We start from the raw sequence: 21,447 nt of genomic DNA, 5'->3' as shown, positions 1-21,447 counted from the left end.
CTTTTCGTCATTTTTGCCGGGGAGATCAGGGGCTAGCGAGCGCCAGTTTAATGGGCTCAACGGCGAAGGTCAGTCCCTTGTCGCCGTTGTCTGCGACCACAAAGCGCAGCGCACCTTCGGTGCGGGAAAAATAGCGTGTGCCCTTGCCGGCGCTGAGCAGGCCGTCGAGCTTCTTGTGTCCCTCTTCCGCTGACAAACCGGGCACAAAAAAGCGCAGTAGCGCAGTCATGTAATCCATGGCGCGTGTCTGTGCCGCTTTCATATCCGGGCCCGGCACCGGCAGCCAGGTAATCTGCAGCGTTTTAATCTTGCCGGTGCCCTGTTCCAGCGCGGTAGAGGCATACAGCGTTTCGCTGATTTTGCTGGCGGCACGTGTCAGGTGGCTCTTGTCATCGCGGTTATCGATGGCGCGATACTCCTGCAGCGGCAGGTCAGGATTGGCGGCGTTGTACTTTTCGCGGAACTGCGCGATGGTCATATCAAAGGTGGGCGCACCCGCCAGCAGATACGGCGCCGCAGGCAGGTGATCGTTGCGATCCTGCGCGGGCGCGTCCTCCGCCCAGGCGGGAAATGTCAGTGCGACGCTGAGCAGCAGCGCGACTGGCAGATTCTTCATTGCTTCGGCCCTAAATCATTCACTTAGCCCACGATTAGAACGGTTTTTACCGCTGAAAGTCAAAACCCGCGCCGGGAAAAATCTGACATTTTGCTGCCGGCGCGATTACCAGTAATGCTCGCTGGTCATGTGGCCGGGTTTACGTTTGAAATGCTTACGCATATCACGGGTCTCTTTCAGCAATTGCTGGGTATCGCGCACCATCTGCGGGTTACCACACAGCATCACGTGGCTGGTGTCGGCGTGCATCGGCAGGCCCACGGCGTTTTCCAGTTCTCCGCTCTCGATCAGCTGCGGTACGCGGCCATGCAGTGAACCGGGCATCTGCTCGCGGCTGACCACCGTCTGAATGTGCAGCTTGCCCTGATAACGCTGCTGTAGCTGCTGCATCAGCGGCAGAAAACTCAGGTCGGCGGCATAGCGCGCAGCGTGTACCAGCACAATGTTGTCGAAGCGTTCCAGCCCTTCGCCCTGTTGCAAAATCGACAGATACGGGCCGATCGCCGTGCCGGTCGCCAGCATCCACAGCGTCTGGCAGTCGGGGATCTCATCCAGTACAAAGAAACCGGCCGCCTCTTTGGTCACCATCACCTGATCGCCAGGCTGCAGCGCCTGCAAACGCGGGCTGAGCTTCCCTTCCGGCACCGTTACCAGATAGAACTCCAGCAGCGGATCCTGCGGCGCGTTGACGTAGGAGTAGGCGCGCTGCACGCGCTCGCCGTCGACTTCCAGCGCCAGCTTGGCAAACTGGCCGGCGGTAAAAGGGTCGATGGGCGCAGTGACGCGCAGGCTGAACAGTGCATCGGTCCAGTTTTTCACTTCTTTTACTTCTGCATTGACCCACTCTGCCATGTTCGCTCCTGATGATTGATAATTGGTCTCTTTCTATCTTCGTCAGCCCGGCACCAGATTTCCAGCCCCGCAGCGGGCAAAGGGCTCTCTGCGACAAATCGTCCGCACACATCAGCAACTGTAGCGACCACGTTACAGCCTGGTACAGAAGCTTGACGGTGCCTGAGCTATCGCTTTACGCCCGCCTCTCGCTTTGTGCGCAATTCCTGATATTTTTGCCGCCCTAACTCTCCGGCAGCCCTGTTTAGTGCTGTCATTACTTTGTTTCTCAGGCAGACATTTTGTTCCATGATGATGAGTAATACGCAAAACCGCTTCCTGCTGTTCATGCTGATTGTGCTGGTGGCGGTGGGACAGATGGCGCAGACCATCTATGTGCCCGCCATGGCGAACATGGCAGAGGCGCTTAACGTGCGCAGCGGCGCCATGCAGCAGGTGATGGCGGCCTATCTGATGACCTACGGCGGATCGCAGCTGATCTACGGCCCGCTGTCGGACAGCATTGGCCGGCGTCCGGTGATCCTCGCGGGCATGACGATTTTCGCGGCGGGCGCGCTGATCGCCCTGTTTGCGCCGTCGCTGAGTGTGCTGGTACTGGGCAGTGCGGTACAGGGACTGGGTACCGGCGTGGCTGGCGTGATGGCGCGCACCATGCCGCGCGATCTTTACTCCGGCATTGCGCTGCGCCAGGCCAACAGCCTGCTCAACATGGGCATTCTGGTCAGCCCGCTGCTGGCGCCGGTAATCGGTGCGCTGCTGACCCATCTGTTTGGCTGGCACGCCTGCTTTGCTTTCCTGCTGCTGCTGTGTGTTGGCGTAACGGCGGCAATGGCACGCTGGCTACCGGAGACCCGTCCGGTGGATGCGCCCGCGACACCGTTTCTGCGCCGCTACATCACGCTGCTCAGCGACGGCAACTTTGTGCGTTATCTGCTACTGCTGATCGGCGCGCTGGCGGGCATTGCGGTATTTGAGGCCAGCTGCGGCGTACTGATGGCGGGCGTGCTGGGGCTGGACGGGCTGACGGTGAGTATTTTGTTTATCCTGCCGATTCCGGCGGCCTTTTTTGGTGCCTGGTTTGCCGGCCGCGAGCAGAAATCCTGGCATACGCTGATGTGGTATGGCGTGAACAGCTGCCTGCTGGCGGGCCTGCTGATGTGGCTGCCGGCGTGGTTTGGCGTGATGACTATCTGGACGCTGCTGGTACCGGCCGCGCTGTTCTTCTTCGGCGCGGGCATGCTGTTTCCGCTGGCAACTTCTGGCGCGATGGAGCCCTACGCGTGGCTGGCCGGCAGCGCCGGTGCGCTGATCGGAGGCCTGCAGAATCTGGGTTCCGGTGTGGTGGCGTGGCTCTCAGCGCTGCTGCCGCAGCACGATCAGTCGAGCCTCGGTATGCTGATGTTTGTGACGTCGCTGGTGATGCTGCTGTGCTGGTGGCCGCTCTCGCGTCATCCGGAGAGCGGCAAACAGACGGTTACAGGATAAAAGGGTGCAGCGCCGCGTCTTTGCGGTCCAGATAGTGGATCGACTGAATGCGGCGAATGGTGCGCGATTTACCGCGCACCAGCAGCGTTTCGCTGGTGGCGATATTGCCCTGGCGCGTGATGCCCTTTAGCAGATCGCCCGTGGTGATGCCGGTCGCCGCGAAAATCACGTTATCGTTACGCGCCATCTGTTGCAGCGTCAGCACTTCCCCGGCGTTGATGCCCATTTCGGCACAGCGCGCCAGCTCCTGCTCACCCAGACGGCGGTTTTCGGCCGAATCTCCTTTGACCTGATGACGAGCCAGCAGGCGCGCCTGCATGTCGCCATCCATGGCGCGGATCACCGCCGCCGACACCACGCCTTCTGGCGCACCGCCGATGCCATACAGCACGTCCACTTCGCTGTCCGGCATACAGGTGAGAATCGAGGCCGCCACGTCGCCGTCCGGAAAAGCAAACACGCGCACGCCCAGCTGCTGCAGCTGCGCGATGACCGCATCGTGACGCGGTTTGGCGAGAATCGACACCGTCAGCTGGCTGAGCGGTTTATTGAGCGCCTGCGCAATCGCCTGCAGATTGGTGGCGAGCGGCAGGTTGAGATCGATAGCGCCGCGCGCGCCCGGACCGACAATCAGCTTTTCCATATACATATCAGGTGCGTGCAGGAAGCTGCCTTTATCGCCCACCGCCAGCACCGCCAGCGCGTTGGCCTGGCCCATCGCAGTCATACGCGTGCCTTCGATAGGATCAACTGCAATGTCCACCGCATCGCCGTGGCCGGTACCGACTTTTTCACCAATGTAGAGCATCGGTGCTTCGTCGATTTCGCCTTCGCCAATCACGATCTGGCCGTCGATGTTGATGGTGTTGAGCATAATGCGCATGGCGTTGACGGCGGCGCCGTCGGCGGCATTCTTGTCGCCGCGTCCTAACCAGTGATAGCCCGCTAACGCAGCGGCTTCGGTCACACGGGAAAATTCAATCGCGAGTTCTCGTTTCATGGTCTGCACCTGACAAAAAACAGGCGGGCAGTGTAGCACAGCGGGGCAGGGGGACGGGAAAAACCCGCGGCAGGGCGCCGCGGGTCAGCACAGTGTTACTCTTCTTCTTCCCACGCCTGGGCGCGCGCCACGGCTTTTTTCCAGCCGGCATAGCGTACGTTGCGTTCGGTGGTTTCAATGCTTGGACGGAACTCGCGTTCCACCACGGCTTTGGCACGAACTTCTTCCAGATCGTTCCAGAAGCCGACCGCCAGACCGGCGAGGTAAGCCGCACCCAGCGCGGTCACTTCACGCACTTCCGGACGCTCCACGCGCGTGCCGAGAATATCGGACTGGAACTGCATCAGGAAGTTGTTGGCCACCGCACCGCCATCCACGCGCAGCGACTGCAGGCGGGTATCGGCATCGTTCTGCATCGCTTCCAGCACATCACGCGTCTGGTAAGCAATGGACTCCAGCGTGGCGCGAATGATGTGGTTGGCGTTGGCACCACGGGTCAGGCCGAAGATTGCGCCGCGCGCATACGGGTCCCAGTACGGTGCGCCGAGACCGGTGAAGGCCGGCACCATGTACACGCCGTTGGTGTCTTTGACTTTCATTGCGAAGTATTCGGAGTCGCCCGCATCGCTGATCAGCTTCATCTCATCGCGCAGCCACTGAATTGACGCACCACCGATGAACACGGCACCTTCCAGCGCGTAGTTCACCTCGCCGCGTGGACCGCAGGCGATGGTGGTCAGCAGACCGTGAGTAGAAGTAACCGCTTCGGTACCGGTGTTCATCAGCATAAAGCAGCCGGTGCCGTAGGTGTTTTTCGCCATACCAGGCTGTACACACAGCTGGCCATACAGCGCAGCCTGTTGGTCACCGGCGATACCGGCGATAGGAATACGCGTACCGCCCTTACCACCAATGTTGGTCTGGCCGTAGATTTCGGACGATCCTTTCACTTCCGGCAGCATTTCACGCGGAATATCCAGAATCTCCAGCATGCGCGCATCCCACTCCAGCTTGTGGATGTTGTACATCATGGTACGCGATGCGTTGGTGTGATCGGTGATGTGCACGCGGCCCTGGGTCATTTTCCACACCAGCCAGGTGTCGACGGTGCCGAACAGCAGTTCGCCGCGTTTCGCCCGCTCGCGTGCGCCTTCCACGTGGTCGAGAATCCATTTCACCTTGGTGCCGGAGAAGTACGGGTTAATCACCAGACCGGTGGTGTGCTGGATGTACTCTTCCAGACCCTCTTTCTTCAGCTTGTTACAGTAGTCGGCGGTACGCGGATCCTGCCAGACGATGGCGTTGTAAATCGGTTTGCCGGTCTCTTTGTCCCAGACAATCGCGGTTTCACGCTGGTTGGTGATACCGATGGCGGCGATCTGGTCAGAACGGATATCAGCGTGTGCCAGCACTTCCACCAGCGTGGAGCTCTGTGAGGCCCAGATGTCCATCGGATCGTGTTCAACCCAGCCGGCTTTCGGGTAGATCTGGGTGAATTCGCGCTGTGAGACGGCGACGATGTTGGCGTCATGATCGAGCACCACGGCACGTGAGCTGGTTGTGCCCTGATCGAGCGCGACAATATATTTTTTATCAGTCGTAGTCATTATGGTTTCCTGATGATTAACGATGAAACTTACGCTTTACGCTGCTCAGCGCGCGCGACCGGTTTTTCTGTTTTACTGGTTTCTGCAAGGTTGCCCGGCAGGTGACGGCCAATCAGCGCACGGTAACCGAAGGCTCCGAGGCAGGCACCGACCAGCGGGCCAAAAATTGGCACCAGGAAGTAAGGAATATCTTTACCACCGGTGAACGCCACGTTACCCCAGCCCGCGAAGAAGGCGAACAGCTTCGGACCGAAGTCACGCGCCGGGTTCAGGGCGAAGCCGGTCAGCGGACCCATGGAACCGCCAATCACCGCCACCAGCAGACCAATCAGCAGCGGCGCCAGTGGGCCACGCGGTACGCCGTTGCCGTCGTCGGTCAGCGCCATGATCACCGCCATCAGCACGGCGGTAATTACCATTTCCACCAGGAACGCCTGCGCCACGGTGATGTGCGGGTTCGGATAGGTGGAGAAGATACCGGCCAGATCGAGGCTCTGCACGCTGCCGCGTACCATCTGGTGGCTGGCTTCGTAATCAAAGAACAGATTGTAGTAAAGACCGTAGACCAGCGCCGCCGCACAAAACGCGCCAGCGATTTGCGACACAATATAAGGTAAAACTTTGCGGCCTTCGAAGTTGGCGAACAGGCACAGGGCAACCGTGATTGCCGGATTGAGGTGAGCGCCGGATACGCCTGCGCTCAGATAAACCGCCATGGAGACAGCAAGACCCCAGATGATACAAATTTCCCACTGGCCGAATGCGGCACCGGCCAGCTTCAGCGCCGCCACACAGCCGGCACCAAAAAAGATGATCAAACCGGTACCGAGAAACTCGGCGATGCACTGACCTTTGAGTGTGTTCGTTGTCTGACTCATAATGGAATTCCTGAAGCGAGGTTAAATTTTATCAGTTTTTGTTCTCAATCCTTGAGTCGCCCAGCTCTAATGTAGGGTTGATGTGAATTTATCGTTAACGAGCATAAACGAGAAATAGCGAAATCGAATTTTGTGTGCCGTGTCATAAAAATGCGCGTTTTCGCGTCTTTTGCCTGTGTTTAGGGCCAAAAACCCCCGCTGCGCTGCACCCTGCGCGTGTGACCGCGCGCAAAATGCGCGAAGTTGCGCGTTTTCCAGGTATAAACTGAAAAGTGTTACAGACTTCCCTCGCAGGCCTTGTGCTGCTGGACTTGCCGGGTGTGGCTACATACAATCGGGACATCGTGGCTGGACGCACTATTTTAAGGCACGCCCGGTCTATCAACGCCTTGCACGATTTAGGAGAGGTCAGAAAGATGTCATTTGAAGTATTCGAGAAACTGGAAGCGAAAGTACAGCAGGCGATTGATACCATCACCCTGCTGCAGATGGAAATTGAAGAGCTGAAAGAGCAGAACAATAACCTGAAAAATGAAATGAGCCAGGCATCCGGCAATCACGAAGCGCTGGCGCGTGAAAATCAGCACCTGAAAGAAGAGCAGCATGTATGGCAGGAGCGCCTGCGTGCACTGCTGGGAAAAATGGAAGAAGTTTAAGCCTCAGCGCTTAAACCAACGGGTGCTGCGGCACCCGTTTTTGTTTGTCGCTTACTCGATGTCGAGTGCGTCTTCAGACAGGATCATGCCGGTGTTGTCGGCGTAGAGATGATCGCCGGAGAAGAAGGTGACGCCGCCGAAGTTAACCCGCACGTCGCTCTCGCCGATGCCTTCGCCTGCGGCGCCAGCCGGAATGGCCGCAATCGCCTGAATGCCGATCTCCAGCTCTTCCAGCTCATCGACCTGGCGAACCGAGCCGTACACCACGATGCCTTCCCACTCGTTTTGCGCCGCCAGTCTTGCTAACTGTGCGTCAACCAGCGCGCGCCGCACTGAGCCGCCGCCATCGACCAGCAGCACGCGACCGCGACCGTTCTCTTCGAGCAGGTCATACAGCAGGCCGTTGTCTTCGAAACATTTCACTGTGGTAATTTGACCACCGAATGAGGTGCGCCCACCAAAGTTCGAAAAAAGCGGTTCAACAACGTTCACTTCTTCATGGTAGATGTCGCAGAGTTCAGATGTATCGTATTTCATAGGGATGTCGTCTGTTTGCCACAGGAGCGGTAAGTATATCGCTATCTGACGATTGTTGGCAAAATCATCAACCGCCAAAAAAAGCGCTGCATCAATATCCTGCGTAATATTTTGTCTGCGGCGGAGAGAACAGCGGCGCGTGGCGACAGCGCCGCAGGGGAAGCGTTACACGGCGGGCTTCTTGAAGGCCTGCTTGTGCGAGATACGGGAAATCAGCTCGGTCAGCGACAGCACCATGGTGGATCGCACCATCTGCAGGTAGCGCTGCTGCTGCATGGCGCGCAGCGCGGCGTCGTCGCGGGTGAAATCGGGTTGTGGCGGCCAGGCCAGCACGCAGTGCAGTTCGCCGAACGGGCCGAGTATTTCATCGTCGGTAAAGCGGTAGTCGCTGGTGTCGTGATTCAGCTCCTCACGCAGCGCCAGCAGCAGCTCGCAGTCTTCGTATTCGTGGCGATTGATCACCCCCAGGCCGTAGATGAGCTTCAGGCGCACCGACAGCTCGCCCAGCGGGCCGTCACCCAGCAGCAGCGGTTCCACCGCATATTTCACCGCGTAGTCGTCTTTGCGAAAGACCTGCAGCACCAGCAGATTGACTGCTTCCGCCAGCAGTTCGACAGCGGCGATCAGGAAGCTTCTCACCGAACGACCGGCGTTCAGCCGCTCAAGCACCCGGTTTTCAAAAGCCTGCTTCTCTTCCATTATTGCCTGCATCATTCAGCTACCGTCGACGGGCACGCGGCTGCCGTGCCCGAATTGACCACTAAAGGGCGCGCATTATGCCATAGCGTGGTAAGCGCTCACCACTGAGCTCACCACTTCGCTATTGGCATCAAGGCCAGAAATCTCCGCCAGCGCCGCCTGTGGGCCTTTCTGCGCGATCAGTGACGCCAGCTCCTGCGCCTGCGGATCGGCTTCGCTGCGATAGTGCATCGCGGCAGCAATACCCTGCACCAGGCTGGCGTGCGGCAGCTGATACTCCAGCGTGCCCAGCGTCGGCTTGATCAGGCGATCGCCGGCGCTCAGCTTACGCAGCGGCTGACGGCCCACGCGCTCGACGTCATCTTTCAGGTACGGGTTTTCGAAACGCGTGAGGATTTTCTGGATATACGCGGCATGTTTCTCCCCATCGAAACCATAACGCTTGATCAGCACCGCGCCGCTCTCCTGCATCGCGCCCTGCACCACGGCACGTACTTTCTGGTCAAGAATGGCTTCGCGAATGGTGGCGTGACCGGCCAGCTTACCGAGATAAGCGGTAATGGCGTGACCGGTGTTGAGGGTAAACAGCTTGCGCTCGACGAACGCCATCAGGTTATCGGTCAGCTCCATGCCAGGAATGTCCGGCAGCGCGCCTTTAAACTGCGTTTTGTCGACAATCCACTCGCTGAAGGTTTCTACCGTAACTTCCAGCGGATCGGTGCTGCCGGCTTCAGATGGCGGCACGATGCGGTCAACTGCCGAATCAACAAAGCCCACGTGCTCTTCAACCAACGCATGATACTGCTGCGGCAGCGCCTTCAGTACGTGCTGCTTCAGCTGGCTGGTGCCGCGCACCATGTTTTCACAGGCGATGATATTCAGCGGACGGACATTACCGTTGTCACTGCGTTTGGCCAGACCCTGCGCCACGCTGCCCGCGATGCGCTCAAGGATCTGCGGACCAACCGCCGTGGTAACGATATCAACCTCAGCAATCAGCGTGACGATGTCGTCGCTGGTGCTGTTCACCGCGCTGACGCCGGTAACGATTTCAACCTGCGCCTGCTCGCCCACTACGTGAACCGGATACTCATGACGGGCGTTAAGGGCATCAAGCACCACCTGATTCACATCAGCAAACACCAGTTCGATACCGGCATCCGCCAGCAGCTTACCGATAAATCCACGGCCGATGTTACCTGCTCCAAAATGTAACGCTTTCATAAATTTGACCCATATCAAATGACGAAAGGGCGGGCATGTCCGCCCCGGAAAGTGGGGACGGGCTTGCCCGCCCCAGGGAAGTTAAAACCGCGAATTACGCGTTGGCAGTGCTGCCAGACAGCAGATCCAGCACGTCCTGCACGCTGGTGGTGTTCGCCAGCTTCTCAATTACGCTGTCGTCGTCGAGCGCATTGGTCAGGCTGGTGATCACCTGAATGTGTTCGTTATTGCGTGCGGCAATACCAATCACCAGTCGCGCGACTTCGTCCGGCTCATCGCCAAACTGCACGCCGGCCGGATACTGGCAGAATACCACGCCGGTTTTCAGCACGCGGTCTTTGGCTTCGACGGTGCCGTGCGGCACAGCGATGGATTCACCGAGGTAAGTTGGCGTCAGCTGCTCGCGTGCCAGCATCGCTTCAACATATTCCGGCTGCACGTAGCCGCCTTTCACCAGCTGCTCGCCGGCGAAGCGAATCGCCTGCTCTTTATTGCTGGCGCTCAGGCCGAGGAACACGTTATCAGCGCCCAGTTTGAACAGGTGCGCGCTGCCGTCGTCATAGCTGTCTGCCAGCGCGGTCTGCACCGTTTCACGGTGGGCTTCGCTGCGGTTCGCTGCCACCAGACGCTCGGTAAGGTTGGTGTACAGCGCGCTGTCGAGGAAGTTGTTCAGCGAGATGTGCTGCGCCTGTGGCGCCTGACGCATCGCACGTTCGGTCAGATCGCGGTGAGTAATCACCAGATCAACATCGCCCGGCAGCGAGTTAATCGCGCTGTTGGTCACAGAGATATTGCTCAGGCCTGCATCCTGCACCTTCTTGCGCAGCACGCCTGCGCCCATCGCGCTGGAGCCCATACCGGCATCACAGGCGACGATGATTTTGCGCACGTGGCTGACGTCAACGCTGCTGGCATCGGCAACCACCGGTGAACCGGCAACGGCCTGGCCTTTTGACTGCGCTTTCATGTCTTTCATGCGCTGGGTCGCTGCTTCAATGTCGTCTTCTTCTTTTACTTTGCTGGTTTTCAGCAGAATCGAGGAGACCACGAAGGAGACGGCGAAAGCCGCAACGATAGCCGCGATGTTAGCGAAGTAAGCGCCTTTTGGCGTCATCGCCAGCACGGCCAGAATCGAACCTGGTGAGGCCGGTGATACCAGACCGCCGTTCAGCAGCGTCAGGGTGAACACGCCGGTCATACCACCGAGAATTACTGCCAGCAGCAGGCGCGGCGCCATCAGCACGTACGGGAAGTAAATTTCGTGGATACCGCCAAGGAAGTGGATGATCGCTGCACCGCCCGCCGACTGCTTGGCGCTGCCGCGGCCGAAGATCATATAAGCAACCAGCACGCCCATACCCGGACCCGGGTTCGCTTCAATCAGGAAGAAGATCGATTTGCCCGCTTCGCTGGCCTGCTGGATACCCAGCGGCGAGAAGATACCGTGGTTGATGGCGTTATTGAGGAACAGGATTTTCGCCGGTTCAACAAAGATTGAGGTCAGCGGCAGCAGGTTGTTCTGCACCATCAGGTTTACGCCGGCGGCGAGAATGTGTGACAGACCTTCTACCAGCGGACCGATAGCGAGGAAGGCCAGCAGCGCCAGCAGCATACCGATAATACCGGCCGAGAAGTTGTTAACCAGCATCTCGAAGCCGCTTTTGATTTTGCCGTCAACCGCGCGGTCAAACGACTTGATCGCCCAGCCGCCCAGCGGACCGGCAATCATCGAGCCAAGGAACATCGGCATATCGGCACCGACGATCACGCCCATGGTGGTGATGGCACCGACCACGCCGCCGCGATCGCCACCCACCAGACGACCACCGGTGAAGCCGATGAGCAACGGCAGCAGGTAGGTAATCATCGGGCCGACCAGCTTGGCCAGCGTTTCGTTAGGAATCCATCCGGTTGGAATGAACAGTGCTGTGATGATACCCCAGGCGATAAACGCACCGATGTTTGGCATCACCATATTACTCAGAAAGCGACCAAAGCTCTGAACCTTGACCTTGACTGATGAGGACATAAACCCACCCCTTATTGAGACGCGCTGCAATAAGAGAGCGCGTTTGTTTTTGTTAAGACGTTACGGCGGGGGCCGTGGCATTACTGTATGCACGCGGACTCTAGCACTAGTTGATTACACTGCGTAGCGTCAGGAAAAAGTGTGATACATATCACGCTAAGTTGGGGTGGGCAGGGGGATTAAAGGTGACTTTGATCACAAAAATACCCTGTAAGAAAGCAACGCCGGCGAAAAAATGCGCGCATTAGCGGTAGAAATGTGACAAAAATCACCTTTCATCTGGGCCGGTTTGTTTCACAAATGTGATTGAGATCACAAACTATTTTTGGTTGAAAATGCGCCAGATCACACTCTGTGCTGACAGAAAAAGGCGATGTAAGGAAGTGACGAAAATCTGAAAAAGCGGGCAGGGGAGAACTGCCCGCTGAGCGGCTTACTGCAAACCACCCTGTACGGCATTTTGTGCCTGGGTCAGCGCCTGCGTATTGCTGGCGAGATTACTCATCAGCGTGTTGTACTGCGTGGCCTGCTCCTGCGTCGGGAACTGAACGCCGCCGTCATTGAAGCTGACGCGTGCGCCCTGCGACTGCAGATAATCGCCGGCCTGAACTGCCGACTGGCTCAGCGCCTGCAGCTGCGGCAGCAGCGGAATCAGCGTGCTGGCTGGCTGCGTCACCACTTTGGCGTACACGCTGTCGTACACTTTCTTCAGATCGTCCGGCTGCTTCAGCGTGGCTTTGCTGCTGTCGGCCTGCATTTTGGCGCTCTGAATCTGCTGCGTCAGCACGCTCAGATTGCCGCTCGCCTGGCGCAGGCTGTCGCGGCGCGTCAGGTAATCCTGCGGCACGCGAATGGCCGCCAGCTCATCAACCACCGGGCGCATGCCCTGATCCACCGCCTGATTCACCTGCTGCGAGAAGCCATACAGGATGGCGTAATCACTGGCGTAGTTACCGAAGGTTTGCTTCTGGTTTTCGCTCAGGCTGGGCAGATGTTCACCGCTGCGCATCACGGTGTTTTGCAGAAAATCAGTAAAGGCTTTGCGCTGATCGCCCTCTTTATCGCCGCAGGCGGTAAGCTGCAGCACAAGTAGCACGCCGGTCAGCAGCATGCCGCTACGCATCCAGATGCGGGAAATTCCTGACGCCATAATTCAACTCCTGTTGTGACGATGGCTAAATTCGATTCGCTGGGAAAGGTCCTAAAGAATAGTGCAATGGCCCCGGCTGTACAACGGCTGGTCTGCAGTGCTTCACGCTGGTGCGTGCCTGCTGCACAACTGTGCAGCGCAGCCTGCCTGCAAGCGCAGCGCTGTGCAATAACGCATGTAATTCAGGCTGATAGCAACCTGGCATTGATATTGCCTGCTTTCTGGCAGATGCAGGAGCGATCGCGGGCAACCGACGTCGCCACACAATTTGCAATGGGTCACTAGGGTTCCGATCGCGAGATGCTGGTCCGAGAGTGACCGACCGTCCTCTGACGGTTACACGGCGGGAAAAAAGCCCGGGAGGAAAGCGAGAACGTTGCTCGCCGCCTCCTGCCTGATTTTCGTCCGTTAACGCCAGAGGAATCATCATGATTAAAGCCTGTCTGCGTCTGCTACTGATTTGCAGCGTCGCCCTGTTCAGCGTTCCGTCGCTGGCCGCCGCTAAACCTTCCTTTAAGCTTTGCTGGTCCATCTACGCTGGCTGGATGCCGTGGGATTACGCCCAGCAAAGCGGCATCGTGAAAAAGTGGGCCGATAAGTACGGCATCGATATTCAGTTTGTGCAGGTTAACGACTATATCGAGTCGGTCAATCAGTACACCGCAGGTGGCTTTGACGGCTGCACCATGACCAATATGGATGCGCTGACCATTCCGGCCACTGGCGGCGTCGACAGCACCGCGCTGATTGTCGGCGACTACTCTAACGGCAACGACGGCATTCTGCTTAAAGGCGCGGACAGCGTCAGCGCGCTGAAAGGCAAACCCATCAACCTCGTCGAACTCTCGGTCTCACACTATCTGCTGGCGCGCGCGCTGGAGAAATCCGGCATGAGCGAGAAAGACGTCAGGGTGGTTAACACCGCCGATGCCGATCTGGTGGCGGCGTTTGGCACTGCTGACGTTAACGCCATCGTCACGTGGAATCCGCTGCTGGCGGAAGCAGAGAAGCAGCCGGACAGCCATCTGGTGTTCTCCTCGGCGCAGATCCCGGGCGAAATCCTCGACCTGCTGGTAGTTAACACCGCCACGCTCAACAAATATCCTCAGCTCGGCAAAGCGCTGACCGGCGCCTGGTACGAGACGCTGCACAGCATGGCCGGACAAAGCGACAGTGCCAAAGCGGCGCGCACGCAGATGGCGCAGGCATCCGGTACCGATCTGGCCGGTTTTGATCAGCAGCTTGCCGCAACACACCTGTTCAGCGATGCCAAAACCACGCTGGATTTTGTCGACAGCCCGCAGCTGAAAGCCACGATGCAGCTGGTGGCCGAATTCTCCTTTAAACACGGCCTGCTGGGCGAAGGCGCGCCGGGGGCCGATGCGGTAGGGGTCGCTACCCCGGCCGGTAACTGGGGCGATGCCGGCAACATCAAACTGCGCTTTACCGACACCTTCACCAAACTGGCCGCTGCCGGTCAGCTGTAAGCGAGGCGCTGCCGATGCGTAAATTGATCAACTACCAACCGCTGCCGCTCGGCCGCCTGCTGCTTGGCATTCTGCCGCTGCTGGCGGTGCTGCTGGTCTATCTGTTCGCGTCGGATGCGCGCCTCAGCCTGAACGCGGCAGACAAACTGCTGCCGGGATTCAACGCCATGGGCGAGGCCATCAGCCGGATGGCGTTTCAGCCCAGCCCGCGCACCGGCGAGTATCTGCTGTGGAGCGATACCGCCGCCAGCCTGCTGCGTTTGCTGAGTGGCGTTGCTATCAGCGCGCTGCTGGCGCTGGCAATCGGCCTGTTCACCGGCGCGCTGCCGGTGGTGCGCGCGGTGCTGGCGCCGCTGGTGACGCTGTTTGCGCTGGTGCCGCCGCTGGCGATTCTGCCCATTCTGTTTATCTGCTTTGGCCTTGGCGAAGTCTCCAAAGTGGTGCTGATCGTTATCGGCATCACGCCGCTGATCGCCCGCGATCTGCAGCTGCAGGTGCAGAAAATCCCGCAGGAGCAGCTGGTCAAAGCGCAGACGCTGGGTGCGCATAGCGCGCAGATTCTGTGGCGGGTGATTCTGCCGCAGCTGATGCCGCGCCTGTGCGATGCGGTGCGGCTGTCGCTCTGTTCGGCGTGGCTGTTCCTGATTGCTGCCGAAGCGATTGCGGCCACGGAAGGCCTCGGTTATCGCATCTTCCTGATGCGCCGCTATCTGGCCATGGATGTGATTCTGCCGTACGTGGCATGGATCACCCTGCTGGCCTTTGCCCTCGACCTGCTGCTGCGGCTCGTCAGCCGACGCTGCTGGCCGTGGTATCACGCCAAATAAGGAGCGCGCGATGCCCTTACTGCAACTGAAAAATCTGGAAAAACACTACGGCGATCAGGTGGTGCTGGAGCGGCTGAATATAGAGGTCGAGCGCGGCGAGTTCGTGGCGATTGTCGGCGCCTCCGGCTGCGGCAAAACCACGTTTCTGAATATGCTGCTCGGCACCGAAGCGCCGACCAAAGGCGAGCTGCTGCTGGATGGCGCACCGATTCCCGACGAGCCGGATGCCCATCGCGGCGTGGTGTTTCAGCGCTACTCGGTGTTTCCGCATCTGACGGTGCTCGGCAACGTGATGCTGGCCGACGAGTTCAGCAGCGCACGCTGGCTGGGACGCGTCTGGGGGCGCAAACGTCAGGCGATTCGTCAGCGCGCGCAGGCAATGCTGGCGCAGGTCGGACTGGAACAGGCGCAGAGCAAATATCCGCATCAGCTGTCGGGCGGCATGCAGCAACGTCTGGCCCTGGCGCAGGCGCTGATGAAACAGCCGCGCATTCTGCTGCTGGATGAACCTTTTGGCGCGCTCGATCCCGGTATTCGCAGCGAGATGCATCAGCTGATTACCCAGCTGTGGCAGCAGCATCATCTGACCATTTTCATGATTACCCACGATCTGAAAGAGGGCTTCAGCCTCGCGTCACGCCTGCTGGTGTTCGACAAACTGCGCCACGATCCGCACGCGCCGCAAGCCTGGGGCGCCACTATCACTTACGACCTGCCGCTGGATCGCACTCAGCCCGCCGCTGAAGTGCTGTCCGCAACGCAGGTGGCTTAAAGGAGAGCACGATGCAGCCATACCAAACCCTGCTGCCCGCCGGGGCGCACTGGTCATTTGTCATGCGCAGCGGCAGCGCGCTGACGCTGACCGATGTGGAGGGCGGCGCCAGCGCCAGCCTGCTGTTTTATAACCCGGAAAACCTGCTGGAGCGCTACAACGCGCCGGACACGCTCAAGTGCCAGCACACTTTTCGGCTCACCGCCGGCCACTGTCTCTACTCGGACATGGGGCGCATTTTCTGCGGCATTGAACACGACAGTTTCGGCTGGCACGAGAGCGTGTGCGGCACGCTGAACGCGGCACAAACGGCCGCGCGCTATGGGGTCAGCGACTATCAGCAGGCGCGCAACCTGCGCCATCAAAACGGCTACGACAGCTTCCTGGTCGAGCTGGCGAAATATGGCCTTGGCCAGCGCGACATGGCGGCCTGCCTCAATCTGTTTGCGCAGGTACGCGCCGATGACAGCGGGCGCTTAACGCTGGAGCGGCAGGGCGAAGCCGGCGCGCAGGTTCGGCTGCGTTTCGCCATGGACACGCTGGTGCTGCTGCACACCTGTCCGCACCCGCTCAGCCCGGCGAGCGATTATCCGTGCCAGCCGCTGCAGCTAACGCTGGATGCGCAGCGCGCGCCGCTGCCGGAAATCTGTCTGCAGCGCGCGGAAAACCAGCGCGGCCTGCGCAATAACGCCCTCTATCAACTGCAGGGAGAAGTGTGATGATCAAAGAGAGTGAACGAAACCCGGCGCAGGCGCGTCTGCAACAGCAGATCGACGCCGGTGATTACTGGCTGCAGCGCATTGCCGCTGGAGAAACGCTGCGCATTACCGATCTGGAAGGCAATCAGGCGGCGGATACGCTGTTTTTCAACGCCGACGATACCGCCGAGCGCTACAGCATGAGCGAGACGCTGCGTGGCCAGCACAACGTGTTTCTCACGGCCGGCAGCGTGCTGCGTTCTAATCTTGATCGGCCGATGCTGACCATCACCGCCGATACCTGTGGCCGTCACGATACGCTCGGCGGCGCCTGCTCGTGCGAGAGTAATACGGTGCGTTATGACCTCGAAAAGCGCCACATGCACTCCTGCCGCGACAGCTGGATGCTGGCGGTCGCCGCGCATCCGGAGTCTGGCCTGACGCGCCGCGATATCACGCACAACATTAACTTCTTTATGAATGTGCCGGTGACCCACGACGGCGGCCTGACGTTTGCCGATGGCATCTCCGCGCCGGGTAAGTATGTTGAGATGGTGGCGCAGATGAACATTCTGGTGCTGATCTCCAACTGTCCACAGCTCAACAATCCCTGCAACGGTTACAACCCGACGCCGATTGCCGTCAGCGTGTGGTGATTCTCTGACGCAACGGGACGACCCGTTTTACGCCGTCACAGCTGGTGCAGGACGACCTGCCGCAATAAGAGTATTCAGTCATGATTGATCGCGTATTGATTGCCAACCGTGGCGCGATTGCCGTGCGTATCATCCGTACCCTGCAGGCCATGAATATCCGGGCGATTGCCGTCTATGCCGAAGCCGATCGCCATGCGCGCCACGTGCGGCTGGCCGATGAAGCCTGGTCGCTGGGCGAGGGCCAGGTGCGCGACACCTATCTCAACCAGGACAAACTGCTGGCGATTGCCGCGCAGAGCGGCGCACAGGCGCTGCATCCGGGCTATGGCTTTCTCAGTGAAAAACCGGAGTTCGTCACGCGCTGCGAAGCAGCAGGCCTGCATTTTCTCGGGCCGGATGCGGCGCAGATGCGGGCGTTTGGCCTGAAACATCGTGCGCGCGAACTGGCTGAGCAGAACGCGGTGCCACTGCTGCCGGGCAGCGGCCTGCTGACCTCCCTGCAGCAGGCACAGGCCGCCGCGCAACAGATTGGCTATCCGGTGATGCTGAAAAGCACCGCCGGCGGGGGCGGCATTGGGATGCAGCGCTGCAACAGCGCGGACGAGCTGGAGGAAGCCTTTACCCGCGTGAAGCGGCTGGCAGGCAACAACTTCGCCGACGATGGCGTCTTCTTAGAGAAATTTATCGCCCGGGCGCGCCATATCGAAGTACAGATTTTTGGCGATGGCCACGGCAACGTGATTGCGCTGGGCGAACGCGACTGCTCGGCGCAGCGCCGAAATCAGAAGGTGCTGGAGGAGACCCCCGCGCCGCGGCTCAGCGATGCGGTGCGCGCGCAGTTGCAGGCCACCGCCGTACGGCTGGCGCGCGCGGTTAACTATCGCAGCGCCGGCACGGTGGAGTATGTCTACGATGAGGTCAGCCAGCAATTCTGGTTCCTCGAAGTGAATACCCGCCTGCAGGTCGAGCATGGCGTCACTGAACTGGTATACGGCGTGGATCTGGTGCGCTGGATGGTCGAACTGGCGCAGCAGCGTTTGCCGCCGCTGGCGACGCTACAACCGGTGGCGCAGGGCCATGCCATTCAGGTGCGGCTGTACGCTGAGGATCCGGCGAAGCAGTTTCAGCCGAGCGCCGGACTGCTCAGCCACGTGCAGTTCCCGACGGCGCTCGATCACGCTACGCTGCGCATCGACAGCAGCGTTGAGAGCGGCATGGAAGTTTCACCGTTTTACGATCCGATGCTGGCGAAGATCCTCGTGCACGCGGCCGATCGCCAGCGCGCGCTTGATGGCATGATCGCGGCGCTGGCGCAAAGTGAGCTGTACGGCATCGAAACCAACCTGCGCTGGCTGCGTCAGCTCTGTACGCTGCCAGACGTGCAGCAGGGGCGCATTATTACCGCCACGCTCGGCAGCGTGACGTGGCAGCCGCCAACGCTGGATATCCTCAGCGGCGGTACGCTCACCACGGTGCAGGATGCGCCGGGCCGCGTCGGCTACTGGCACGTCGGCGTACCGCCTTCCGGGCCGTTCGACAGCCGCGCCTTCCAGCTCGGCAATCGCCTGCTGGGTAATGAGGCCCAGGCGGCCGGGCTGGAAATCACGCTGCGCGGCCCGACGCTGCGCTTTAATCAGGCATGCAGCTTTGTACTGAGCGGCGCGCCGCTGGCGGCCACCCTCGACAGCCAGCCGCTGGCGATGCATCAGGTGCTGCATGCGCAGGCCGGGCAAACCCTGACGCTGGGCGACGTGCGCGACGGCTGCCGCAGCTATCTGCTGCTGGCGGGCGGGCTGGATACGCCGCGCTATCTGGGCAGCCGCAGTACCTTTACGCTGGGTAAGTTTGGCGGTCACGCCGGGCGGGCGCTGCGCGCCGGCGACGTGCTGCAGCTGGCCGCGCCGCGTCAGGCTGCGGCGGCGCGCCTGCCTGAGACGCTGCTGCCGCCGCTTAACGGTGAATGGCAGCTGCGCGTTATTTATGGTCCGCACGGCGCACCCGCCTTTTTTACCGATGACGATATAAGCGAATTTTTCGCTGCCGAGTGGCAGGTGCACTACAACTCCAGCCGCACCGGGATTCGGCTGATCGGCCCGAAACCTGACTGGGCACGCAGCGACGGCGGCGAGGCGGGCATGCATCCGTCCAATATTCACGACAACGCCTATGCCTTTGGCACGGTGGATTTTACCGGTGATATGCCGGTGATCCTTGGTCCGGACGGCCCTTCGCTGGGCGGCTTTGTCTGTCCGGCGACGGTGATCGACGCCGATCTGTGGAAGCTGGGCCAGCTCAAAGCGGGCGATCGACTGCGCTTTGTGCCGATCGCCCTTGCTGATGCCGATCGTCTGGCGCAGGCGCAGCGTCGCGAGATCGCGCACCTGCAAGCGGAAGCGATGTGCGTGGCGCCAGCACTGCCGCTGATCGATCCGATCTTGCACCAGCATGCAGCAACCGCCGGGCGGCCTGCACTGTGCGTGCGCGCCGCGGGTGACCGTTTTCTGCTGGTGGAGTATGGCGCGCTGACGCTGGACATTGCGCTGCGTTTCCGCGTTCACGCCCTCATGCAGTGGCTGGAGGCGCATCCGCTGGCGGGTCAGCTGGAGCTGACGCCCGGCATCCGCTCGTTACAGGTGCATTATGATGCGCAGCAGTGCGCAAGAAGTGAGCTGTTGGCGCAAATTTTGCACGCTGATAATCTGCTGGGCGACCTCGCCGACGCGGCTGTGCCATCGCGCACCGTGTGGCTGCCGTTCAGCTGGGATGATGCCGCCTGCCGTGAAGCCGTGACACGCTATAGCCAGTCGGTGCGTCCGAATGCGCCCTGGTGCCCGAGCAACATTGAGTTTATCCGGCGCATTAACGGGCTCGATAGCGTGGAGGCGGTGAAACAGATTGTGTTCAGCGCCTCGTATCTGGTGATGGGGCTGGGCGATGTCTATCTCGGCGCACCGGTGGCGACGCCACTCGATCCGCGACACCGCCTGGTGACCACCAAATACAATCCGGCGCGCACCTGGACAGCGGAAAACTCGGTGGGCATCGGCGGCGCGTATCTGTGTGTTTATGGCATGGAAGGGCCGGGTGGCTATCAGTTCGTCGGACGTACGCTGCAGATGTGGAATCGCGATCGCCGCACCAGCGCCTTTACCCAGCCGTGGCTGCTGCGTTTCTTCGACCAAATCCGTTTTTATCCGGTCAGTGCCGACGAACTGCTGCAAATCCGCGAACGTTTCCCGTGGGGCGATTATCCGCTGCGCGTGGAAGCCGGAGAATTTCGCCTCGCCGACTATCAGGCGCTGCTGACTGCCCAGGCGACGGAGATCGACGCATTCCAGCAGCAGCGTCAGCAGGCGTTTGACGCCGAGCTGGCACGCTGGCGCGCCGATGGCCAGTTCACCTTCGACAGCCAGCTGCAGGCGCAGAGCAGCGAGGAAGTGGTGGTGCCGGCGGGCTGCCACAGCGTGGAGAGCCAGGTGGCGGGCAGCGTGTGGCAATGGCTGGTGGCGGAAGGCAGTGACGTAACCGCGGGTGCCACGGTAGGCATTCTCGAATCCATGAAGATGGAAATCCCGATCGTGGCGCCGGTCAGTGGCAAAATCCACAGCCTGCAACGCCAGGCCGGGCAGCAAGTGCAGGCGGGTCAGTTACTTATGGTGATCGATCCGTTTGCAGTATAAGAAAGAAGAAAAAATAATCAGGAAACAGGCAGCAAAGCCGGGGATCTGACCCATACTTAGAGACCCGGTTCAATGTTGCATTGCCCTGACATCTTTTCGCAGTGTGCAACAGGCTGTGTCCCGTAACGGTTTCATTAAAACACTATTTTCGCCCTGATAAGGGAAAACTGTTTCGGGATACAGCCTGATAAGGCCGGTTTCAGCGCCTGGTGGCGCTTACCTCTCTACTTTCACGTGCTTCATAGTGAGTTTTAAGGAGTTCTCTATGGAAATAAAAGATCCAATGGTCGAATTACTCAGCAGTCTTGAGCAAATTGTTTTGACACGTGATGCACAGACTCCCGTATCAGAAATTGCACTCAATACCGTTTCCGTTCCCGAACCGCAGCGTTTACGCGAGATGACCGGCATGCAGGTGGATGAATTCGCCCGCGTGATGGGGGTGAGCGTCTCGTCAGTAAAAAGCTGGGAAGCGCAACGTACGCGCCCATCCGCCACGGCTCGCAAACTGATGAAACTGCTGCAGGCCAATCCGTATCTGGGCCGACAGCTGCTGGAATAACGCCGACTATCGGTTCTCTGTGACCCGCCTGC

Annotated in this window: 19 protein-coding genes and 1 riboswitch; of the genes, 9 read left to right on the top strand and 10 right to left on the bottom strand. The window is 59.8% G+C overall.

Going from position 1 to position 21,447, the window contains the following annotated elements:
• Positions 1–25 precede the first annotated feature (25 nt).
• Together F3J36_RS18690 and fpr are read right to left on the bottom strand one after the other, a co-directional pair.
• Positions 26–616, bottom strand: a complete 591-nt coding sequence (locus F3J36_RS18690; RefSeq protein WP_166720237.1) for a YiiQ family protein — start codon at positions 614–616, stop codon at positions 26–28.
• Between the two features lie 105 nt (positions 617–721).
• A complete protein-coding gene (fpr, locus tag F3J36_RS18685; RefSeq protein WP_088516550.1) occupies positions 722–1,468 on the bottom strand; it encodes a ferredoxin--NADP(+) reductase in 747 nt (248 codons plus the stop codon).
• Positions 1,469–1,759: 291 nt separating this feature from the next.
• Here fpr and emrD point away from each other — a divergent pair, with 291 nt between their 5' ends.
• On the top strand, positions 1,760–2,953 hold the full coding sequence (emrD, locus tag F3J36_RS18680) for a multidrug efflux MFS transporter EmrD (protein WP_275044624.1): 1,194 nt from the start codon (positions 1,760–1,762) through the stop codon (positions 2,951–2,953).
• Here the strand turns inward: emrD and glpX are convergent.
• The 3 genes from glpX to F3J36_RS18665 all read right to left on the bottom strand — a co-directional run bounded on the left by glpX (position 2,943) and on the right by F3J36_RS18665 (position 6,438).
• Entirely contained in the window at positions 2,943–3,953 is a 1,011-nt protein-coding gene (gene glpX / locus F3J36_RS18675; RefSeq protein WP_021507041.1) for a class II fructose-bisphosphatase, read from the bottom strand. The genes emrD and glpX overlap by 11 nt on opposite strands.
• Positions 3,954–4,048: 95 nt before the next feature.
• Positions 4,049–5,560, bottom strand: coding sequence for a glycerol kinase GlpK (gene glpK / locus F3J36_RS18670; protein ID WP_021507040.1), 1,512 nt, complete (start codon positions 5,558–5,560; stop codon positions 4,049–4,051).
• A gap of 29 nt (positions 5,561–5,589) precedes the next feature.
• Positions 5,590–6,438 carry an MIP/aquaporin family protein gene (locus F3J36_RS18665; protein WP_166720236.1) on the bottom strand — a complete coding sequence of 283 codons (849 nt, stop codon included), beginning with the start codon at positions 6,436–6,438 and terminating at the stop codon, positions 5,590–5,592.
• A 416-nt stretch (positions 6,439–6,854) separates the two neighbouring features.
• Between F3J36_RS18665 and zapB the strand changes: the two genes are divergently transcribed.
• The gene (zapB, locus tag F3J36_RS18660) at positions 6,855–7,094 is read left to right on the top strand and encodes a cell division protein ZapB (RefSeq protein ID WP_021507038.1); all 240 of its coding nucleotides are present in this window, start codon (positions 6,855–6,857) and stop codon (positions 7,092–7,094) included.
• Between the two features lie 51 nt (positions 7,095–7,145).
• On the opposite strand, the gene rraA is transcribed toward zapB, so the two are convergent.
• From rraA to F3J36_RS18635, 5 genes are all read right to left on the bottom strand, one after another.
• Entirely contained in the window at positions 7,146–7,631 is a 486-nt protein-coding gene (gene rraA / locus F3J36_RS18655; protein WP_021507037.1) for a ribonuclease E activity regulator RraA, read from the bottom strand.
• A gap of 165 nt (positions 7,632–7,796) precedes the next feature.
• The gene (gene mtlR, locus F3J36_RS18650; protein WP_193717991.1) at positions 7,797–8,345 is read right to left on the bottom strand and encodes a mannitol operon repressor MtlR; all 549 of its coding nucleotides are present in this window, start codon (positions 8,343–8,345) and stop codon (positions 7,797–7,799) included.
• Positions 8,346–8,405: 60 nt separating this feature from the next.
• On the bottom strand, positions 8,406–9,554 hold the full coding sequence (gene mtlD / locus F3J36_RS18645; RefSeq protein WP_166720235.1) for a mannitol-1-phosphate 5-dehydrogenase: 1,149 nt from the start codon (positions 9,552–9,554) through the stop codon (positions 8,406–8,408).
• 94 nt (positions 9,555–9,648) lie between these two features.
• Complete coding sequence (locus F3J36_RS18640) at positions 9,649–11,583, bottom strand: PTS mannitol transporter subunit IICBA (protein WP_058771034.1); 1,935 nt, start codon at positions 11,581–11,583, stop codon at positions 9,649–9,651.
• A 433-nt stretch (positions 11,584–12,016) separates the two neighbouring features.
• Positions 12,017–12,733 carry a DUF3053 domain-containing protein gene (locus F3J36_RS18635; protein ID WP_010616539.1) on the bottom strand — a complete coding sequence of 239 codons (717 nt, stop codon included), beginning with the start codon at positions 12,731–12,733 and terminating at the stop codon, positions 12,017–12,019.
• A gap of 270 nt (positions 12,734–13,003) precedes the next feature.
• Positions 13,004–13,098, top strand: a riboswitch (guanidine-I (ykkC/yxkD leader).
• A gap of 63 nt (positions 13,099–13,161) precedes the next feature.
• On the opposite strand from F3J36_RS18635, the gene F3J36_RS18630 reads away from it, so the two are divergent.
• The 7 genes from F3J36_RS18630 to F3J36_RS18600 all read left to right on the top strand — a co-directional run bounded on the left by F3J36_RS18630 (position 13,162) and on the right by F3J36_RS18600 (position 21,415).
• The gene (locus F3J36_RS18630; RefSeq protein ID WP_058758070.1) at positions 13,162–14,220 is read left to right on the top strand and encodes a putative urea ABC transporter substrate-binding protein; all 1,059 of its coding nucleotides are present in this window, start codon (positions 13,162–13,164) and stop codon (positions 14,218–14,220) included.
• Positions 14,221–14,234: 14 nt separating this feature from the next.
• Positions 14,235–15,047, top strand: coding sequence for an ABC transporter permease (locus tag F3J36_RS18625; protein WP_058771035.1), 813 nt, complete (start codon positions 14,235–14,237; stop codon positions 15,045–15,047).
• Between the two features lie 10 nt (positions 15,048–15,057).
• A complete protein-coding gene (locus F3J36_RS18620; RefSeq protein ID WP_166720234.1) occupies positions 15,058–15,819 on the top strand; it encodes an ABC transporter ATP-binding protein in 762 nt (253 codons plus the stop codon).
• A gap of 11 nt (positions 15,820–15,830) precedes the next feature.
• Positions 15,831–16,538 carry an urea amidolyase associated protein UAAP1 gene (locus F3J36_RS18615; RefSeq protein WP_166720233.1) on the top strand — a complete coding sequence of 236 codons (708 nt, stop codon included), beginning with the start codon at positions 15,831–15,833 and terminating at the stop codon, positions 16,536–16,538.
• A complete protein-coding gene (locus F3J36_RS18610) occupies positions 16,538–17,173 on the top strand; it encodes an urea amidolyase associated protein UAAP2 (protein ID WP_021507029.1) in 636 nt (211 codons plus the stop codon). The genes F3J36_RS18615 and F3J36_RS18610 overlap by 1 nt, the downstream gene beginning before the upstream one ends.
• Positions 17,174–17,253: 80 nt before the next feature.
• Positions 17,254–20,853, top strand: coding sequence for an urea carboxylase (uca, locus tag F3J36_RS18605; protein ID WP_166720232.1), 3,600 nt, complete (start codon positions 17,254–17,256; stop codon positions 20,851–20,853).
• Between the two features lie 265 nt (positions 20,854–21,118).
• Positions 21,119–21,415, top strand: coding sequence for an HTH-type transcriptional regulator (locus F3J36_RS18600; RefSeq protein WP_021507026.1), 297 nt, complete (start codon positions 21,119–21,121; stop codon positions 21,413–21,415).
• Positions 21,416–21,447: the final 32 nt, after the last annotated feature.

It is taken from the genome of Pantoea sp. Cy-640 (assembly GCF_011752635.1).
Taxonomy (GTDB): Bacteria; Pseudomonadota; Gammaproteobacteria; order Enterobacterales; family Enterobacteriaceae; genus Pantoea; species Pantoea dispersa.
This window is presented reverse-complemented; position numbering and strand designations above follow the sequence as displayed.

Excerpts from the sequence above, each read along its gene's own strand:
- F3J36_RS18690 (WP_166720237.1), bottom strand. The coding sequence starts at position 616 with ATGAAGAATCTGCCAGTCGCGCTGCTGCTCAGCGTCGCACTGACATTT.
- fpr (WP_088516550.1), bottom strand. The coding sequence starts at position 1,468 with ATGGCAGAGTGGGTCAATGCAGAAGTAAAAGAAGTGAAAAACTGGACC.
- emrD (WP_275044624.1), top strand. The coding sequence starts at position 1,760 with ATGATGAGTAATACGCAAAACCGCTTCCTGCTGTTCATGCTGATTGTG.
- glpX (WP_021507041.1), bottom strand. The coding sequence starts at position 3,953 with ATGAAACGAGAACTCGCGATTGAATTTTCCCGTGTGACCGAAGCCGCT.
- glpK (WP_021507040.1), bottom strand. The coding sequence starts at position 5,560 with ATGACTACGACTGATAAAAAATATATTGTCGCGCTCGATCAGGGCACA.
- F3J36_RS18665 (WP_166720236.1), bottom strand. The coding sequence starts at position 6,438 with ATGAGTCAGACAACGAACACACTCAAAGGTCAGTGCATCGCCGAGTTT.
- zapB (WP_021507038.1), top strand. The coding sequence starts at position 6,855 with ATGTCATTTGAAGTATTCGAGAAACTGGAAGCGAAAGTACAGCAGGCG.
- rraA (WP_021507037.1), bottom strand. The coding sequence starts at position 7,631 with ATGAAATACGATACATCTGAACTCTGCGACATCTACCATGAAGAAGTG.
- mtlR (WP_193717991.1), bottom strand. The coding sequence starts at position 8,345 with ATGATGCAGGCAATAATGGAAGAGAAGCAGGCTTTTGAAAACCGGGTG.
- mtlD (WP_166720235.1), bottom strand. The coding sequence starts at position 9,554 with ATGAAAGCGTTACATTTTGGAGCAGGTAACATCGGCCGTGGATTTATC.
- F3J36_RS18640 (WP_058771034.1), bottom strand. The coding sequence starts at position 11,583 with ATGTCCTCATCAGTCAAGGTCAAGGTTCAGAGCTTTGGTCGCTTTCTG.
- F3J36_RS18635 (WP_010616539.1), bottom strand. The coding sequence starts at position 12,733 with ATGGCGTCAGGAATTTCCCGCATCTGGATGCGTAGCGGCATGCTGCTG.
- F3J36_RS18630 (WP_058758070.1), top strand. The coding sequence starts at position 13,162 with ATGATTAAAGCCTGTCTGCGTCTGCTACTGATTTGCAGCGTCGCCCTG.
- F3J36_RS18625 (WP_058771035.1), top strand. The coding sequence starts at position 14,235 with ATGCGTAAATTGATCAACTACCAACCGCTGCCGCTCGGCCGCCTGCTG.
- F3J36_RS18620 (WP_166720234.1), top strand. The coding sequence starts at position 15,058 with ATGCCCTTACTGCAACTGAAAAATCTGGAAAAACACTACGGCGATCAG.
- F3J36_RS18615 (WP_166720233.1), top strand. The coding sequence starts at position 15,831 with ATGCAGCCATACCAAACCCTGCTGCCCGCCGGGGCGCACTGGTCATTT.
- F3J36_RS18610 (WP_021507029.1), top strand. The coding sequence starts at position 16,538 with ATGATCAAAGAGAGTGAACGAAACCCGGCGCAGGCGCGTCTGCAACAG.
- uca (WP_166720232.1), top strand. The coding sequence starts at position 17,254 with ATGATTGATCGCGTATTGATTGCCAACCGTGGCGCGATTGCCGTGCGT.
- F3J36_RS18600 (WP_021507026.1), top strand. The coding sequence starts at position 21,119 with ATGGAAATAAAAGATCCAATGGTCGAATTACTCAGCAGTCTTGAGCAA.